This window comes from Mesorhizobium sp. W050 (assembly GCF_054719535.1).
In genome coordinates, this window is sequence record NZ_JBTTIH010000001.1 from 4,705,790 (window position 1) to 4,721,549 (window position 15,760).

Annotated in this window: 14 protein-coding genes and 1 pseudogene; 6 read left to right on the top strand and 9 right to left on the bottom strand. The window is 64.3% G+C overall.

All coding sequences use genetic code 11. The features are described from left to right. Positions 1-4 precede the first annotated feature (4 nt). From ACYG9Y_RS22650 to ACYG9Y_RS22685, 8 genes are all read right to left on the bottom strand, one after another. Entirely contained in the window at positions 5-586 is a 582-nt protein-coding gene (locus tag ACYG9Y_RS22650) for a DUF1349 domain-containing protein (protein ID WP_023738080.1), read from the bottom strand. A gap of 15 nt (positions 587-601) precedes the next feature. Next, positions 602-2,041, bottom strand: coding sequence for an aldehyde dehydrogenase family protein (locus ACYG9Y_RS22655; protein ID WP_023738079.1), 1,440 nt, complete (start codon positions 2,039-2,041; stop codon positions 602-604). Between the two features lie 165 nt (positions 2,042-2,206). Beyond that, positions 2,207-2,692: a hypothetical protein gene (locus ACYG9Y_RS22660; protein WP_023694218.1), complete on the bottom strand. Its 486-nt coding sequence runs from the start codon at positions 2,690-2,692 to the stop codon at positions 2,207-2,209. 100 nt (positions 2,693-2,792) lie between these two features. Next, positions 2,793-3,674 carry an ABC transporter permease gene (locus ACYG9Y_RS22665; protein ID WP_023738078.1) on the bottom strand — a complete coding sequence of 294 codons (882 nt, stop codon included), beginning with the start codon at positions 3,672-3,674 and terminating at the stop codon, positions 2,793-2,795. Next, positions 3,671-4,630: an ABC transporter permease gene (locus tag ACYG9Y_RS22670; RefSeq protein WP_031253518.1), complete on the bottom strand. Its 960-nt coding sequence runs from the start codon at positions 4,628-4,630 to the stop codon at positions 3,671-3,673. The genes ACYG9Y_RS22665 and ACYG9Y_RS22670 overlap by 4 nt, the downstream gene beginning before the upstream one ends. Positions 4,631-4,667: 37 nt before the next feature. Next, positions 4,668-6,311 (bottom strand): ABC transporter substrate-binding protein, encoded by a 1,644-nt coding sequence (locus ACYG9Y_RS22675; RefSeq protein WP_023738076.1) that lies wholly within the window; start codon positions 6,309-6,311, stop codon positions 4,668-4,670. Positions 6,312-6,346: 35 nt separating this feature from the next. After that, positions 6,347-7,123, bottom strand: coding sequence for a DUF427 domain-containing protein (locus tag ACYG9Y_RS22680; protein WP_023738075.1), 777 nt, complete (start codon positions 7,121-7,123; stop codon positions 6,347-6,349). 15 nt (positions 7,124-7,138) lie between these two features. Beyond that, entirely contained in the window at positions 7,139-8,497 is a 1,359-nt protein-coding gene (locus ACYG9Y_RS22685) for an LLM class flavin-dependent oxidoreductase (protein ID WP_023738074.1), read from the bottom strand. A gap of 191 nt (positions 8,498-8,688) precedes the next feature. On the opposite strand from ACYG9Y_RS22685, the gene ACYG9Y_RS22690 reads away from it, so the two are divergent. Further along, positions 8,689-10,491, top strand: a complete 1,803-nt coding sequence (locus tag ACYG9Y_RS22690; protein WP_023738073.1) for a dipeptide ABC transporter ATP-binding protein — start codon at positions 8,689-8,691, stop codon at positions 10,489-10,491. 77 nt (positions 10,492-10,568) lie between these two features. Here the strand turns inward: ACYG9Y_RS22690 and ACYG9Y_RS22695 are convergent. Then, positions 10,569-10,748, bottom strand: a pseudogene (locus ACYG9Y_RS22695) (ATP-binding cassette domain-containing protein); the annotation flags it as partial. Positions 10,749-10,886: 138 nt separating this feature from the next. Between ACYG9Y_RS22695 and ACYG9Y_RS22700 the strand changes: the two are divergent. From ACYG9Y_RS22700 to ACYG9Y_RS22720, 5 genes are read left to right on the top strand one after another with little or no spacing between them, the layout of a single operon-like run. Beyond that, positions 10,887-12,122: an ROK family transcriptional regulator gene (locus tag ACYG9Y_RS22700; protein WP_050593107.1), complete on the top strand. Its 1,236-nt coding sequence runs from the start codon at positions 10,887-10,889 to the stop codon at positions 12,120-12,122. A gap of 14 nt (positions 12,123-12,136) precedes the next feature. Then, a complete protein-coding gene (locus ACYG9Y_RS22705) occupies positions 12,137-13,216 on the top strand; it encodes a Gfo/Idh/MocA family protein (protein ID WP_023738070.1) in 1,080 nt (359 codons plus the stop codon). After that, the gene (locus ACYG9Y_RS22710; RefSeq protein ID WP_023738069.1) at positions 13,216-14,052 is read left to right on the top strand and encodes a sugar phosphate isomerase/epimerase family protein; all 837 of its coding nucleotides are present in this window, start codon (positions 13,216-13,218) and stop codon (positions 14,050-14,052) included. The genes ACYG9Y_RS22705 and ACYG9Y_RS22710 overlap by 1 nt, the downstream gene beginning before the upstream one ends. After that, positions 14,049-14,849 carry an alpha/beta fold hydrolase gene (locus ACYG9Y_RS22715; RefSeq protein ID WP_023738068.1) on the top strand — a complete coding sequence of 267 codons (801 nt, stop codon included), beginning with the start codon at positions 14,049-14,051 and terminating at the stop codon, positions 14,847-14,849. The genes ACYG9Y_RS22710 and ACYG9Y_RS22715 overlap by 4 nt, the downstream gene beginning before the upstream one ends. Further along, positions 14,846-15,739: an ROK family protein gene (locus ACYG9Y_RS22720; protein ID WP_023738067.1), complete on the top strand. Its 894-nt coding sequence runs from the start codon at positions 14,846-14,848 to the stop codon at positions 15,737-15,739. Before ACYG9Y_RS22715 ends, ACYG9Y_RS22720 begins: the two co-directional genes overlap by 4 nt. The last annotated feature ends 21 nt before the right edge of the window (positions 15,740-15,760 follow it).

Sequence of the window (15,760 nt, forward strand, 5' to 3'; positions counted from 1 at the left end):
GCCGTCAGTCGTGCAATTGCCTGGAAATCGGCGGGCCGACAGTAAAGCCGGAGAATGTTACCTCAAACCCTTCGCGCTGCGGCGAGCAGCACATCATGCCGACATCGACGGATTTGGAGATCGGGAAATAAGCCAGCCGCACCGGCTTCCACTTGCCATCGGTGGTATCAAGATATTGGATGCGGATCGCCTCGGCATGGCGGGTCAGCCGGATGCGCACGCCGTCGGGGCCGGTGGGAATGCTGAGCAGCGACCAGTCCGAGGTGTCGTTGGTGACCACCACCGAAAAGTAAGCCAGCCCGTCGGTGTATTCGATGCCGGCCTTGATCCAGTGCGTTTCACTCAGCCGCAGCATCAGCCCGGCCTGGTCGTAGAGCACCTTGTAGTCGCCCTTGACCGTGACTTCGGCGCTGAAGTCACCCTCGACCGGCCGATACAGGAAATGGCCATTGTCACGCCAGAAACCGTAGAAGGTTTCGCGCCAGAAGTCGGTTTCCCCGGCGGTGCGCACATGCACGATGCCATCGCCGAAGGCATGGTGCGGCGGCGGGTTGAGCCAGGTCAGGTCCTCTTTCGCCGCTGCCATCGGGTCACCCGTCGATCAGCCGGCGAATGTATAGGCTGTCTTCACCGTGGTGTAGAACTCCGCGGCATAGCGGCCCTGCTCGCGCGGGCCGTAGCTCGATCCCTTTCGGCCACCGAACGGGACGTGGAAATCGACGCCGGCGGTCGGCAGATTGACCATCACCATGCCGGCCTCGGAATTGCGCCGGAAATGCGTGGCATGCTTGAGGCTAGAGGTGCATATCCCGGAGGTCAGGCCGAAGGGCGTGTCGTTGGCAACCGCAAGCGCCTCGTCATAGTCCTTGACGCGAATGACGTTGGCTACCGGGCCGAAGATTTCTTCCCGCGAAATGCGCATGGCGTTGGTGCTCTCGGTGAACAGCGCCGGCCGGAGGTAGAAGCCGGGCGTTTCGCGATCCAGCCGCTCGCCGCCGAAGGCGAGGTTGGCGCCTTCCTGGCTGCCGATGGCGATATAGTCCTCGTCCTGCTTCAGCTGGCTCGCATCGACGACGGGCCCGATCTGGGTCTTGGCATCAAGCGCATCGCCGATGACGAGTTTTTCCAGGCGCTCCTTGAGCACGGCAACGAAGCGGTCATGAATGCCTTCGGTCACCACCAGGCGCGACGAGGCCGTGCAGCGCTGGCCAGTCGAGAAATAGGCGCCGTTGATGGCGCACTCGACCGCCGTGGCGAGGTCGGCGTCGTCGAGCACGACCATCGGATTCTTGCCGCCCATTTCGAGCTGGAACTTGCGCATGTGCTCGACGCTTGCCGCGGCCACGCGTCTGCCGGTGCCGACCGAGCCGGTGAAGGTGATGGCGTTGAGGTCGGGGCTGTCGAGCATGGCCTGGCCGACCACCGAGCCCTTGCCCATGACCAAATTGAGCACGCCTTTCGGCAGGCCGGCGCGGTGCAAGATGTCGACGATGGTCCAGGCGCTTTCGGGAACGAGTTCGGCTGGCTTGAAGACGATGGTGTTGCCGTGGGCGAGCGCCGGCGCGATCTTCCAGGTGGGAATGGCGATCGGGAAATTCCACGGCGTAATGATGCCGACGACGCCAACGGCCTCGCGGGTGATCTCGACGCCGACGCCCGGGCGCACGCTGGGCACCAATTCACCCGACAGGCGCAGCGTCTCGCCGGCGAAGAAGTCGAAGATCTGGGCGGCGCGGATGGTCTCGCCAATGCCCTCGGCCAGCGTCTTGCCCTCTTCGCGCGACAGCGCGCGGCCGATCTCGTCCTTGCGCGCCATGATCTCGTCCGACGCCTTTTTCAGCACGGCGTGGCGCACCAGCGGCGCCGAACGCGACCAGGCCGGGAAGGCGGCTTTGGCCGCCGCTATGGCCTGCTTTGCCTGTTCGGCGCCGGCCGAGGCATATTCGCCAACGACATCGCCCGTGTTCGAGGGATTGATGTTGCGCGAGCCGGCCTCGCCCACCCACTCGCCATCGATCAGATTTTTACGAAACAGGCTCATGTCGCGGTTTCCTTGTATTGGTTCGCTGGGGGTGCCGTATGCCTGAATTATTTATCAGACAAATGACGACACTGTGAGGGCTGAAATCTAGCTGCGGACTGGATAGCCGATGGCGCGCGGCTATGAAAGCCGCGACCTCAAGATGGACAATATGAAGCGGCCCTGTCAGGTCGGAAAAGTCCAGAACAGGCAAGCCAGCGTCGCCGCGGCGAAGATGACGAAGAACAAGCTCCTGAGCAGGATGTTGCGGCGCAGCTCGTTCATGGTGAAATGGCTGCCAACGATGGCCGCGGCGAACAGGAAACGCCAGTTCAGGAGCGCCCACAGCACGCTGCTCTGGCCGAAAGCCCAGCGGGCGACGAGACAGCCGACAATTGTGGCGAACAGGGCAATCACAGCCCAGAACAGCGCATCCGCAGCATGGGTCAAGACGATGCCGGCGGCGCGGATCGGCAGGATCATCATCAGCATGGCGCCGAAAAAATAGACGGCGGCGAGTGGCAGGAACGACCCGGCATCGGCGATGCCGTCCAGCCGCCTCACCCCGATCGCGCCATAGGGATAGCCGTGCCTGGCGACCGCCAGGCTGAGCGCCATGAGCAATGCGGTGAGCACCGCGACCAATGCGAATGTAATGAGGGCCTTGCTCATGCCGTTCCTTGCTTTGAGGCCCTGTCAGAGCCGAATCACGAGGAACGATTTTAGCGCACGGTCCGCGATTGCGCGTCAGCTTTGCTGAGCGTTGCGCTCTTCACCGATCGCTGTTTTCGAAGGCGCCCATGCCTTGCGCGATCAGATTGGTTGCCATGACAAGCGAAACGATGGCCGCCGAGTTGAAGATCACCACCCACCATTTGCCGCCGGTCAGGAAGCCGTAGCCGTCGGCGACCGCCAGTCCCCAATCGGCTGAGGGAGGCTGGATGCCGAGGCCGAGGAAGCTCAGCGTGGCGATCGAAAAGAAGGCGTAGCCAAGCCTTGTGACCAGCTCGATGAGGATGGTTTCCCTGACATTGGGCAGGATCTCGAGGAACATGATGGCAAGAGCGCTCTCGCCGCCGAGGCGGGCGGCGCTGACATAGTCGCGGTCGCGCTGTTCGCGCACGGCGGCACGCACCGTCCGTGCCACCAGCGGGGCATAGGCGATGCCGATCACCAGGATGACGGTGAGGTTGGACGGCCCGAGCGCGACAAGCGTCATGGTGACGAGAACGATGAAGGGAAAGGCCATCAGCGTGTCGAGCAGCCTGGCACCGATGGCGTCGACCAGCCCGTCGAAATAGCCGAGCACGAGCCCAAGCACGCTGCCGGCGGCAACGCCGAGCAGGGTTGCCGCCGGCGCGACCAGCAGGATGTCGCGCGAGCCGACGACGATGCGCGACAGCACGTCGCGGCCGAGCTGGTCGGTGCCGAACCAGTGCGCGGCGTCGGGCGGTGCCAGCATGACCAGGAAATCCTCGGCATAGGGGTCGTAAGGCACAAACAGGCTGCCGAACACGGCGCAGCCGACCCAGAACAACAGCAGCAACGACCCGACGATGACCGAGGGCGGCAGCTGCGAAACAGTCTCGCGGATGCGACTTGCTGCCCGCCAGCCCAGCGTACGGCGCTCCGGCAATTCCATCAGTTCCATCATGGCGAGACACGGCGGCGCTGCCGCGGATCGAGCAAGGCATTCACGAGATCGCCTGCCGCGGCCGACAGCACGAAGATGGTCGCCATGACCAGCACGCCGGCTTCGAGCATCGGGAAGTCACGCGACTTGGCGGCGTTGAGCACCAGATTGCCGAGACCCTGTATGCCGAACAGCGCTTCGATGACCACCAGCCCGCCAAGCATGTAACCGGTCTGCGTCGCGAGCACGGCGATGGTCGGCGTCAGCGCATTGCGCAGCACGTGCCGGATGAGGATTTCGCGATGCTCGAGGCCTTTCAGGACGGCGGTGCGCGTATAGTCGGCGGCCAGCGCCTCGATCACGCCGGCCCGCGTCATGCGGGTGATGTAGCCGGTAAGGTTCAGCACCAGCGGCAGCGCCGGCAGGATCAGATAATAGCCACTGACCCACAGCCCGGCGCCATCGGGAGCAGCGCCGGTGATCGGGAACCAGTTCAGCCACAGGCCGAAGACGATGAGCAACAGCAGGCCGGAGACGAAGTCCGGGACGATGCCGAAGGACACGCCGGCGAGTACGATCAGGCGGTCGATAAAGCGGCCCTGGTTGAGACCGGCGACGATGCCGGCGCCGATGCCCAGCGGCAGCAGAAAGACGAGGATAATTCCGGCAAGGGCCGCCGAGCGCTTGAGGCTTTCCAGAACGAAGGGCGCCACCGGCAGACGCAGCGACAGGGAGGTGCCGAAATCGCCTGACAGCACGCTGCTGAACCAGTGCCAGTATTGCACGAGCACCGGCTGGTCGGCGCCGAGCTGCCTGTTCAGCGCCGCGACGGCCTCGGCATCGGCGAACGGCCCGAGCATGAGGCGACCGACATCGCCGGGCAGAACCTGCCCGGCGAAGAATACCAGCATGCTGACCAGCCACAGCGTGAGCAGAAGCGAGGCTGCCCGCGCCGACACAGTGCGGCCGGTCAGCATCGGATTTTAGTGCCCGGAGTGGCTGGACGTCTCGCAATCATGCCTGGGCGAACGTCACGCGGTCGAGCAGCAGATGCGAGATCGCCGTGAAGCGGACGCCCTCGACCTTCGACGAGACGATGCGGCTGTATTGCGAGAAGTAGCTGATGATCAGCGGCGTCTCGTCCAGCAGCAAGGTCTGGATCTTGCCCGCGGCAAGGCGTTGCGCCTGAAGGTCGCGGGCCTTGCCGTATTCGAGCAGCAGCCCGTCATAGGCCGGGTTGTTGAAATGCGCGGCGTTCCAGGCGCCCGAACTCTTCAGCGTCGCGTTGAGGAAGATGTCGGGCGTGCCGCGATGTCCGAAATCGGTGATGCCGAGATTGGAATCGAGCCATGGCGACGAGCCGAACTTCGCCGAGCCATAATAGGCGTCCTGCGGCAGCACGTTGAGCTTGATGTCGATGCCGGCCTTCTTGGCGAAGTTCTGGATCAGCACCGCATAATCGGGAATGTCATAGGCGCGTTCGGTGGTCAGCGTCACCGGGAAGCCGTTCGGCACGCCGGCCTCGCCAAGCAGGCGCTTGGCCTCGGCGATGTCCTGCTTGCGCTGCGGCACCGACGGATCGGCCGAGGGGAAGATCGGCGCGAACGGGGTGTCGTTGCCGACGATGGCGCGGCCCTTGAGCAAGCCCTTGACCACCGCCTCGCGGTCGATGGTGAGCGCCAAGGCGCGGCGGATGCGCTTGTCGGTGAACGGCGCCTGGTCGGTCCGCAGATGCACCTCGTCATGCGAACTTGCCTGCACGCTGAGCAGCTTGAAGTTGGGATTGCCCTCGATCGCCAGTTCGAGCCGGGTCGTGCTCGGGATGACGTCGAGCTGGCCGGCCTGCAGCGCCAGCACCTGCGCCTGCTCGTCGTCGAAGAACTTGATCTCGACGCGGTCGGGCAGCGCCTTGTCGCCCCAATAGTCTGGGTTGCGCACGAAGCTGGCGCCCTGCTTGGGGCGGAAGGATTCGAGCTTGAACGGGCCGGTGCCGTTGAAATTCTTCTCGAAATCGCCGGCATAGTCGGCCGGCAGGATGACGGCATTGTAGACGTCGGACGAGACATAGAAGGGGAAGTTGCTGTTGGGCCCGTCGAGATCAAAGGCGACTGTCTGGTCGTCGACGACCTTGGCGCCGCCCTTGGACAGGATGCCCTTATAGGCAGACAAAGCGGACGAACCGCTGGCCGGATCGACCAGCCGCTCGAAGCTCGCCACCACATCCTTGGCGGTGACGGTGCGGCCGTCGTGGAATTTCACGCCCGGCCGCAATTTGAAGGTCCAGCGGCTGGCGGTCTCGTCGGCCTCCCACGACAGAGCGAGCTTGGGCTGCAGACCGTCCTTGGGATCGTCGAGGATGAGATATTCGCCGACCTGGCTGATGACGCCGATGCTGGCCGGATCGGTGATGGAGACGGGATCGATCGCCTTGGTCGGCTGTCCGAGCCCAACGCGGACCGTGCCGCCGGCGCCGGCAGCGCGCGCAGTGCCGAAACCAGCAAGTCCCTGCGAGGCGGCAAAGCCGGTGAGGCCGATCAAGGCTGCGTATTTCAGCAGATCGCGGCGCTTGAGGAAGCCGGCCTGGTGCTCATCGACGGCGACGTTCCAGATGTCGCCGGACAGATTGCGAAGCGTATCGATGTCGTTGCGTTTGGTCATTTTGAAACCCCTGTCTGAAATGACTGTTGAATGGCTTAAGCGACTGGTTCGCCGTCGAGATGGATGCGGTCGACGGCTTGCGGGTAAAAGGCGATGAGGCCCCTGATCTTGGGCATTTCGGCAATGGGATCGCGGTAGCTCCAGGCGACATCGGGGCTTACCGAGCCGTCGGCGCGCCGGCCCGACCAGTAGGAGGCGATGCCCTTGTAGGGACAGCGCGTCGTGCTGTCCGAAGCGACCAGCCGGTCGAGCCTGACATCGTCCGGGTGCAGGTAGAAACGCGTCGGTAGATGCGTTTCGAACAGCAGCACCGGGCGATGGCTGTCGGCGATCAGTTCGCCGTCGAACCAGATTTGGACGTGACTTGAACTCTGCAGCACATCGATGCGTGCGTATGGATCGCGGGCGTGGACGAAGACCTCTTCTTCCTCCTCGAACCATTGGTCGACCGCCTTCCAGGTGAAGGCGATACGCCCGGCCAGCGGCGACAGATTTTCATCCGGCGGCGCGACAAGCGACCAGGCCGCGTTGGGCGAAGCTTTTTCTCCCGTCTCCAGGTTCCAATAGGTGGTTTCGCCACCGACGGGATGGCGCTGGCTATGCTCGGACGGCTTTAAGAGCGAGCGGTCCACCGAGGAGGCCGGGAAGAAATAGATCGGCAGAAAATGGTTGGAGCGCAGCACCAGGACGTTGCGGCTGTCGGCGATGGTGCGGCCGGCGAATTTGACCCGAATGCGCTTGGGGCTGTGCAGAACATTGATGAGCTGCGGAGCCGTGGCTTCGCGGGGCTGAAGTTTTGGCGCTGCGGTCATATCAATTGCCCCAAGTCAGGATACGGCGCGCACATTGTCGCGCTGTTCGGCGAAGCGGTTGGCCGGCCGAGCCAGGCCGAAACGGTCACGCAGCGTCCCCGGCGCATATTCGGTGGGGAATACGCCGCGGCGCTGCAGTTCCGGCACGACCTGCTCGGCAAAATTCACCCAATCCTCCGGGAGCAGCGGGAACATCAGGTTGAAGCCGTCGGCGGCACCTGCCTCGAACCAGTCCTGCAGCTGATCGGCGATCTGGTTCGGTGTGCCGACGACGGTCGGCACCGAACCGCTGTTGGCGAGCTTGCGAGCGATCTCGCGCAGAGTGAGGTTCTGCTTCGACCATTCCTTGACGCGATTGAGCGAGGTGCGGCCGCCATTGAAGGTGCTCTCGTCCGGCAGCGGCGGCAGCGGGCCGTCCGGCGGATATACGGAGAGATCGACGCCGCTCCAGCTCGAGAGAAGGTCGATGCCGACCCTATCGGGAAGCAAGCTCTGCAGATACTCCTGCCGCTCGCGTCCCTCCGCTTCGGAAGCTGCGACGATCGGCAGGATGCCCGGCAGGATCTTGAAGCTCTCGGGCTTGCGACCGTAACGGGCGAGGCGCTCGTTGATGTCCTGCCTATAGTTGATGCCGTCTTCCTTGGTGCTGTAGATGGCAAAGTGCGCATCGGCATGCGCGGTAGCGAAATTCTTGCCGTCTTCGGACGAGCCGGCCTGGACGATCAGCGGATGGCCCTGCGGCGGGCGCGAGACATTGAGCGGTCCGCGCACCTTGAAGTGCGGGCCCTTGTGGTTGATCGCATGGACCTTGTCGGGATCGGCGAAATAGCCCGATGCCTTGTCGATAAGCAGGGCTTCGTCTTCCCAGCTGTCCCACAGTGCCTTGACGATATCGAGGAATTCGGTGGCGCGCTCATAGCGAAAGGCGTGCTCGATATTGCCGTCGCGGCCGAAATTGCGGGCCTCCTCGTCCATGGCCGACGTCACCACATTCCAAGACGCCCTGCCCTTGCTGATATGGTCGAGCGTGGCAAACATGCGGGCGACATTGTAGGGCTCGCTGTAGGAGCTCGAGGCGGTGGTGATGAGGCCGATATGCCTGGTCACGCCGGCAAGCGCCGACAACAGCGTCAGCGGTTCCAGGCGGGCATTGGCGTAATGGGCTACGCCGCTCTGTACGGAATCCCAGATCGCGACATGGTCGGCGACGAAGATCGTATCGATCCTGGCGCGCTCGGCAGACTGGACGAGATCGCGGTAGAAGTCGAAGTCGAGCACTTCGCGGCCCGGCGCGCGCGGATGGCGCCACGACATGCGATGATCGCCCTGCGGATTGAAGAAAAACGCGCTGAGGATCATGTGGTCGCGTGCCATGCCGGTCTCCTTGCAGAACTGCTTCAGGCGACCGTCGCGATGCCTCGACCGGCTGCGACAATCTCTCCTGAGCGGTGAAAGGTAGATTGCGCTCCAGCTTAATTCGAGTAATTTTATAGAGATTGTGCGGCGCGAAAGCGGAAGCGATTGCCCTCGAAGACCGCGCCGAAAGAAAGTGGTTTCAGCAAGACATGTCGTCATCGGTTCTGAACGTCGAGCAGCTCACCGTCGCCTATGATGAACGCCGGGGATCGCATCCGGCCGTCAACGGCGTGTCGCTCACCATCGGCGAAGGCGAAGCGCTCGGCCTTGTCGGCGAGTCCGGCTCGGGCAAAAGCTCGGTGGCACTCGCTATTCTGCGCTATCTGCCGAGTAACGCCCGGATCGCCGCGTCGGCGCTCGAGTTCCAGGGCCGCGAGATCCGCAATCTCTCCGGCGAACAGCTGCGCCGGCTAAGGGGCGATCGCATCGCGGCCGTCTACCAGCATCCGGGTGCGGCACTCAATCCGGCCATGACGATCGGCCGGCAGATCACCGAAACGATCATGCGGCACCGCCCAGTTCGGCAGGACGAGGCGCGTGGGCGCGCCGCCGAACTGCTCCGCCGTGTCAGGGTGAGCAATCCGGAGCGGGTGCTCGATCTCTACCCGCATGAATTGTCGGGCGGCATGCAGCAGCGCGCCAACATCGCGATTGCCATTGCGCTCGACCCGTCGCTGCTGGTGCTCGACGAGCCGACAACGGCGCTCGACGCCAGCGTCCAGTCCGAGATCATCGCCATCCTGCAGGACTTGCGCCGCGATCACAAAACCAGCGTTCTGCTGATCAGCCATGACATCAACATGGTCCGCCGGGCCTGCGATCGGGTGGCCGTGATGCAGTCGGGGACGGTGGTCGAAAGCGGCACCGCCAACGATGTCTTCGAGAACCCTGTTCACGCCTACACCAAGGCGCTGATCGCCTCGATCCCGGCGCTCAACTTCACCAAGCGCGACGGCAGGCTGGCCGAGACGCACGCAACCGGTCCTTTGGCGCCTGTCCGCAGCGATCAGCCGGAAGCCCCACGTCCGACCGCCGTCGCCTGCAAAGGCATCAGCCACGCCTTCGGCCCCCAGCCCGTCCTGTACGATATCGACCTGGAGATAGGCCAGGGCGAGACATTCGGGCTGATCGGCGAATCCGGCTCCGGCAAGTCGACATTGGCAAGGATCGTGACCGGCCTGCAGACGCCGGACTCTGGGTCGGTCGAGCTGTTCGGCAGCACTGTCGCGCCGCGCGTCGAGAAAAGAAGCCTGAGCGAACGCCGCGACGTGCAGATGGTGTTCCAGTCACCCGACCGCACGCTCAATCCGCGCCAGCGGATCGGCAGGATCCTCAGCCGTCCGCTGCGGCGGCTCGCCGGCTTTGGCCGCAGCGAGGTGAAGCAGCGTGTCGGCGATCTCCTGGCCTCGGTTCGTCTTGCCGCTACGACCGTCGACCAGAAGCCGAGATCGCTGTCTGGTGGCCAGCGCCAACGGGCGGCGATTGCGCGCGCCTTTGCCGGCGTGCCGAAGCTCGTGGTGTTGGACGAGCCGACCTCTGCGCTCGACGTTTCCGTGCAGGCGACCGTGCTCAATTTGCTCAACGACCTGCAGCGCGACAAGGACACCACCTATCTGTTCATCAGCCACGACCTCAGGGTGGTGCGCTATATGGCCGACAGGATCGGCGTGCTCTATCGCGGCCGGCTGGTCGAGACGGGGTCATCCGAGCAGATTTTCCGTGGCCCCAACCACCCCTACACGAAGCTGCTTCTGGCCGCGTCCTCGGATGAGACGGCGCCGAGGGCTCCGGCTCAGCTCCACGCCGCGGCACACGATGCCGAGACCTCCGGATGCTCCTTTGCCGCCCGCTGTCCTGTCGCGCTGCCCGATTGCCGAAAGGCGCAACCACCCGTCAGGCAGGCCGGCGACGGTCATCTGATCGCCTGCTGGAGAGACGCAAGCAGTCTCTGATTGCGAAGCGGGCAACTGACAAGCCTTCCTTCGAGGAGATGTCCCCCGGCCGATGCGGCCGGAGGACAGGCTTGGGAGGCGCCTGACGTCGGCTGGAAATTTCCGGCGATGGTTTTGACCAGCGTCGATTTGCCGGCACCATTGTCGCCCGTCAGGCCGAGAACCTGGCCCTCATTGATGTCGAGCGAGACGTTGTCCAGCGCGCGAACGGCACCGAAATCCTTCACGATGTGTTCGAGACGCGCTAGAATCGGCATCGCATCCTCCCATGCAAATTTGTAAGTTTCTGATACAAATCATCGTTTGAAACTTGGGTCAATGGGCTTGGAATGCTGAATATTTGTTGCAATGCACCCAACCTTGGGTCTTTCAAACCGCCTAGAAATTCTATTAGTATGTCAATCAAACAAATTGCGGAGAACGACGTGCTGGTGTCGACCGATCTTCGGCCGAACGAAACGCGGGCACTTGCGGCGCTGTTTCGTGCCGGCGCGTCGAGCCGAGCGGCGCTCGCACGCGATCTCGGCCTGACCCGGTCCACCACCGGCGCCCTGGTGCTGGGGCTGACGGAAGCCGGTCTGGCGCGCGAGCGGTCGGATGGAGCGGATGACGAGCAGGATAGCGAGGGTCGGGTCGGCCGTCCCGGTATCCTGGTCGAGATCGACGGCAATGGCGGCTTCTTCCTTGGCGCTTATATCGGCGTCAACTGGATCGCAGTCATAGCTGTCGACCTTGCCGGCGCGCGGCGTGCGAGCGCCTCTAGGGCATTTGCCGGCCCCGGTAGCACGCCCGAAGCCGCGGTCGACATCATCGGGGAACTCGTCGCCGAGATCCGCTCGCAATTGCCTGCGGGTACGCGCCCCTACGGGCTCAATGTCGCCGTGCCCGGCTTCCCCGCCGCTGACGGCGTCTCATACCATGCCACCATCCTTGGCTGGCATGGGGTCAATCTGGCGGAGCTTTTGCGCACTGCCTTTGGCGCGGACTTTCCAATCCTCTTGGAAAACGATGCCAATGCCGTGGCGGTGGCCGAGACATACCGGTCGCCGCCAGGAAAGGACGACGAGGATGCTCTGGTCATCCTGATCGAGAACGGCGTTGGCGGCGGCATCATCAATGCCGGCAGGCTGCATCGCGGCCGGCTCGGCGGCGTCGGCGAAATCGGTCATCTTCGCATTGGCGACGACGGTTTTGTCTTCGACGCGAAGCGCCCGGGGCGGCTGGAATCCTATGTCGGCAAGGATGCGTTGCTGGCTCGCTATTTGCACATAAGCGGACTGCGCGCCGGCCTGCATGAGTTTGTGGCGGCATTGGCCGACGGCGATCCGCCAGCCGTTGCCACCGCGCGTGACTGGGCGCTCTGGTTCGGTCGCGGGCTGGCGACACTTGCCTGCACCTTGCAGCCGGAGCGCATCATCCTCTCCGGCTCGGTCAATGCGGTCTATCCCTTTGTCGCCAAACAGGTGGAAGCTTTCCTCTCGGACTTCCTGGCTGAAGGTTATCCGGTTCCCACAGTCGAACTGTCGCGCGTCGGCGCCGACGGTCCGGCATTGGGCGCTGCCTGTCTGCTGCATCAGGCAGCTTTGTCGGGCGATCCGCAATTTCAACTTCGCGGCCTCGCCGCGCGCTAATCAGGAGAGATTCCATGCCTCGCAAAGACGAAAAGCGGCTGCGTGTCGGCGTGCTCGGCTGCGGTCCGATTGCCCAGGCGGCGCATTTCGAATCCTGCACCAAGGCACGCAATGCCGATCTCTATGCCATCTGCGATGTCGCCGACGATCTGCGCGACAGGATGGCCGCGACCTACGCGCCTGAAAAATCCTATGCCGACTACGGCCTGATGCTGGCCGATCCCGATCTCGATGCCGTCATCATCGCGACATCGGACATTTTTCACGTCAAGGCCGCGGAACTGGCGCTCGATGCCGGCAAGCATGTGCTTTGCGAAAAGCCGCTGGGCGTTTCGGTCGAGGAGGTCGAAGGCTTGCGGGCCACGCTCGACAAGAGCGGCAAGGTGCTCCAGGTCGGCCATATGAAGCGCTTCGATCCCGGCATCCAGGCGGCAAAGGCTTTCGTCGACGACGAAATGGGCGAGCGGCTGGCGTTCAAAGGCTGGTACTGCGACAGCACCCACCGCTACCCGATGACCGATGCGGTGCAACCGCTGATCATCACCAGCGCCAAGGCGCGCAAGCCTGCCGTCAATCCCAAGGCGGATCTGCGCCAATACTACATGCTGGCGCATGGCAGCCATCTCCTCGATACGGCGCGCCATCTGCACAGGCCGATCGAGGCGGTCGAGGCCCGGCTGACCGAGCGCTATGGCGCCTATTGCTGGTTCATCACCACCATCTTCGCCGACGGCACGATCGGCCATCTCGACCTGACGGTCGCCGTGCGCATGGACTGGCACGAAGGGTTCCAGATCTATGGCCAGAACGGCAGCGTTCTCGCGAAGACGTATAACCCCTGGTACTTCAAGAGCAGCGAGGTCGACCTTTTCCGCGAGGCCGATGGCAGTTGGCATCGGACGCTTGGCGCGGATGGCCACTTCTATCGCCGCCAGCTCGAAGGCTTTGCCGATGTCGTGCTGAATGGCGCGCCGATGATCGGCGCCGGCATCGAGGACGGCATCGCCTCGGTCAGGGGCATGGCGGCCATCGCCCGCTCGGCCGCTGCCGGCGGCCGCGCCGTCCGTCTGGCCGATGTCGACGGGGTGGTGTGATGCAGCTTGGGATTTTCGCCAAGACCTTCGCCACCACCGGCGCCTTGCCGGTGCTGCGCGCGGTCGCGGACGGCGGCTACACGGCGGCGCAGTTCAACATGGCGTGCCTTGGACTGCCGTCGATGCCGGACAGCATTGAGCTCGGCGCGGCCCGGTCCGTCGCTGAGGCGAGCGGTGAAACCGGGGTTTCGATCGCGGCGGTTTCGGGAACCTACAACATGATCCACCCGGATCGCTCGGTTCGTGTGTCAGGTCTTGCTCGGCTGGAGGTGCTGGCTGCGTCATGCGCTGACATGGGCACGCGCCTGATCACGCTGTGCACCGGCACAAGGGATGCGCAGGATCAGTGGCGCTGGCATCCCGACAATGCAAGCGAGGCGGCATGGAGCGATCTGCGGATGGAGATGGAAGCGGCGATCGCGATTGCCGAGCGCTTCGACATCGAGCTTGGCATCGAACCGGAACTGGCCAATGTCCTCTCCAGCGCCCGGGCCGCACGCCGCCTGCTGGACGAAATGAACAGCAAGCGCCTGCGCATCGTGCTCGATCCGGCCAATCTGTTCGAAGTGGCAGACAGCGCGGAGCGTCATCGCCTCATCGACGAAGCCATCGATCTGCTGGCCGCCGAGATCGGCATGGCCCATGCCAAGGACCGCCACGCCGATGGCAGCTTTGCCGCGGCCGGACAGGGCGTGGTCGACTTCCCGCATTTCATCGGCCGCCTGAAGGCTGCCGGGTTCGACGGCCCCTTGATCACACATGGCCTGACAGAGGCCGAGGCGCCAGGTGTCGGCGCCTTTCTGCGCACCGTACTGGAAGAGAGCGAGCGCGCGTGAAAGAGACCTTCAGCCGCGATGGCGTCGATCTTGCCTACCGGGACGTCGGCGCCGGGCTTCCCGTCATCTTTCAGCACGGCCTAGGCGGCGACGACGCGCAGGTCGCCGACGTGTTTCCCGATCTGCCGGTGACCCGGCGGGTGACGCTCGAATGCCGGGGCCAGGGCGGATCCAGCTACGGGCCGGTCGAGCGGCTTTCGGTTGCGACGTTTGCCGAAGACGTCGAAGCGCTGGCCGACGCTCTCGGCATCGGCTCGGCCGTCGTCGGCGGCATCTCGATGGGTGCCGCGCTGGCGCTGCGCCTGGCGGTGCACAGGCCGGCTCGTGTGCGGGCGCTGGTGCTCGCCCGACCAGCCTGGGTGTCAGAGCCTGCACCCGCCAATATGAGGCCCTATGCCGTGGTCGGCGATCTCCTGATGCGCCATTCGCCTGACGCCAGGCGTCTGTTCGATGACAGCGCAGTTGCCGCAGAGCTAGCGAGGCTGGCGCCGGACAATCTCGCCAGCCTGCAAGGCTTCTTCAATCGCCCGGACCCGGTTCTGTTCGGTAGGTTGCTGGTGGCGATCGCGGGCGATGGTCCGGGCGTGAGCGAGGCGGACATCCGCGCTATCGCGGTGCCGACCCTTGTCATCGGCCATGACCATGACCTCGTCCATCGACTGGACGACGCACAGACGCTGGCCGGGCTCATTCCGTCGGCCCGGCTTTGCACCATCACAGCCAAATCGCAGGATCGCGCCGCCTACCGGCTGGAATTCCGCGCCTGTCTTTCGGAATTCCTGGAACCGCTCGCATGACCGACAAAACGGCGGATGAGACCATCGCCGTGGTCGAGATCGGCGGCACGTCAGTCAAGGTTGGCTTTGCCGATCGCGGCCACCCGGTGGATTTCGCCCGCACCTACCCGACCGCGCAACTGCGCCAGGGCGCGCCGGTGGTGGGATTGGCAGATGCGGTCACCGCAGCCTGCCGCGATGCCGGGCTCAAACCTGCACGGGTCGTTGCGACGGTGCCTGGGTTCATCGACCGCGACTTCGACACGGTGCTGCACACGGCCAACATTCCCGAACTGAACGGTATCCGGCTGGGTACGGAACTGGCATCGCGGCTCCGCGTTCCCGTGCGGCTCGAACGCGACGTCGTGCTGCAATTGCTGGGCGAAAGCGTTGCCGGCGCGGTGAAGCGGCAAAAGGAGGTGCTGGCGGTTTATCTTGGCACCGGCATCGGTGCGGCCTATCTCGGCAAGGACGGCATTTTCAGGGGTGGCGGCTGGGCGCTCGAGATCGGCCACATGCCGATCTACCGGCCCGACGAAAGCGGTCCGCCAAACCGGGTCGAGACCTATGCCTCAGGGGCAACGCTCGTCGAACTCGCGACAGACTACGATATCCCGGTGGCCGATCTGTTTTCGGCGGCCGGGCAGCCGCCATCGCTGCGCGAATGGCTCGACGAAATCGTCTGGCAGCAGGCGGTGGCCGTCGCAACCGCAGCCGCCCTGTTTTCCCCGCAGACGATCCTGATCGGCGGCGGTATCGTCGACATGAAGTCCTATCCCCGCCAGACGCTCAAGCAGCGCATCGCGGACAGCCTGCCGCATTCGCTTGTTGTAGAGCCTCTGGACATACGCTGGGCGGCCCTGGGCTGGCAGGCGGCGATCCATGGCGCGGTGCTGCTCGGCGCGGTGTGATCGCCGTGGTTGCTGTCGGCG

Coding starts and splice junctions, on each gene's coding strand:
- ACYG9Y_RS22650 (WP_023738080.1), bottom strand. CDS start 586: ATGGCAGCGGCGAAAGAGGACCTGACCTGGCTCAACCCGCCGCCGCAC.
- ACYG9Y_RS22665 (WP_023738078.1), bottom strand. CDS start 3,674: ATGATGGAACTGATGGAATTGCCGGAGCGCCGTACGCTGGGCTGGCGG.
- ACYG9Y_RS22660 (WP_023694218.1), bottom strand. CDS start 2,692: ATGAGCAAGGCCCTCATTACATTCGCATTGGTCGCGGTGCTCACCGCA.
- ACYG9Y_RS22685 (WP_023738074.1), bottom strand. CDS start 8,497: ATGGCACGCGACCACATGATCCTCAGCGCGTTTTTCTTCAATCCGCAG.
- ACYG9Y_RS22655 (WP_023738079.1), bottom strand. CDS start 2,041: ATGAGCCTGTTTCGTAAAAATCTGATCGATGGCGAGTGGGTGGGCGAG.
- ACYG9Y_RS22720 (WP_023738067.1), top strand. CDS start 14,846: ATGACCGACAAAACGGCGGATGAGACCATCGCCGTGGTCGAGATCGGC.
- ACYG9Y_RS22705 (WP_023738070.1), top strand. CDS start 12,137: ATGCCTCGCAAAGACGAAAAGCGGCTGCGTGTCGGCGTGCTCGGCTGC.
- ACYG9Y_RS22680 (WP_023738075.1), bottom strand. CDS start 7,123: ATGACCGCAGCGCCAAAACTTCAGCCCCGCGAAGCCACGGCTCCGCAG.
- ACYG9Y_RS22700 (WP_050593107.1), top strand. CDS start 10,887: ATGTCAATCAAACAAATTGCGGAGAACGACGTGCTGGTGTCGACCGAT.
- ACYG9Y_RS22670 (WP_031253518.1), bottom strand. CDS start 4,630: ATGCTGACCGGCCGCACTGTGTCGGCGCGGGCAGCCTCGCTTCTGCTC.
- ACYG9Y_RS22690 (WP_023738073.1), top strand. CDS start 8,689: ATGTCGTCATCGGTTCTGAACGTCGAGCAGCTCACCGTCGCCTATGAT.
- ACYG9Y_RS22675 (WP_023738076.1), bottom strand. CDS start 6,311: ATGACCAAACGCAACGACATCGATACGCTTCGCAATCTGTCCGGCGAC.
- ACYG9Y_RS22710 (WP_023738069.1), top strand. CDS start 13,216: ATGCAGCTTGGGATTTTCGCCAAGACCTTCGCCACCACCGGCGCCTTG.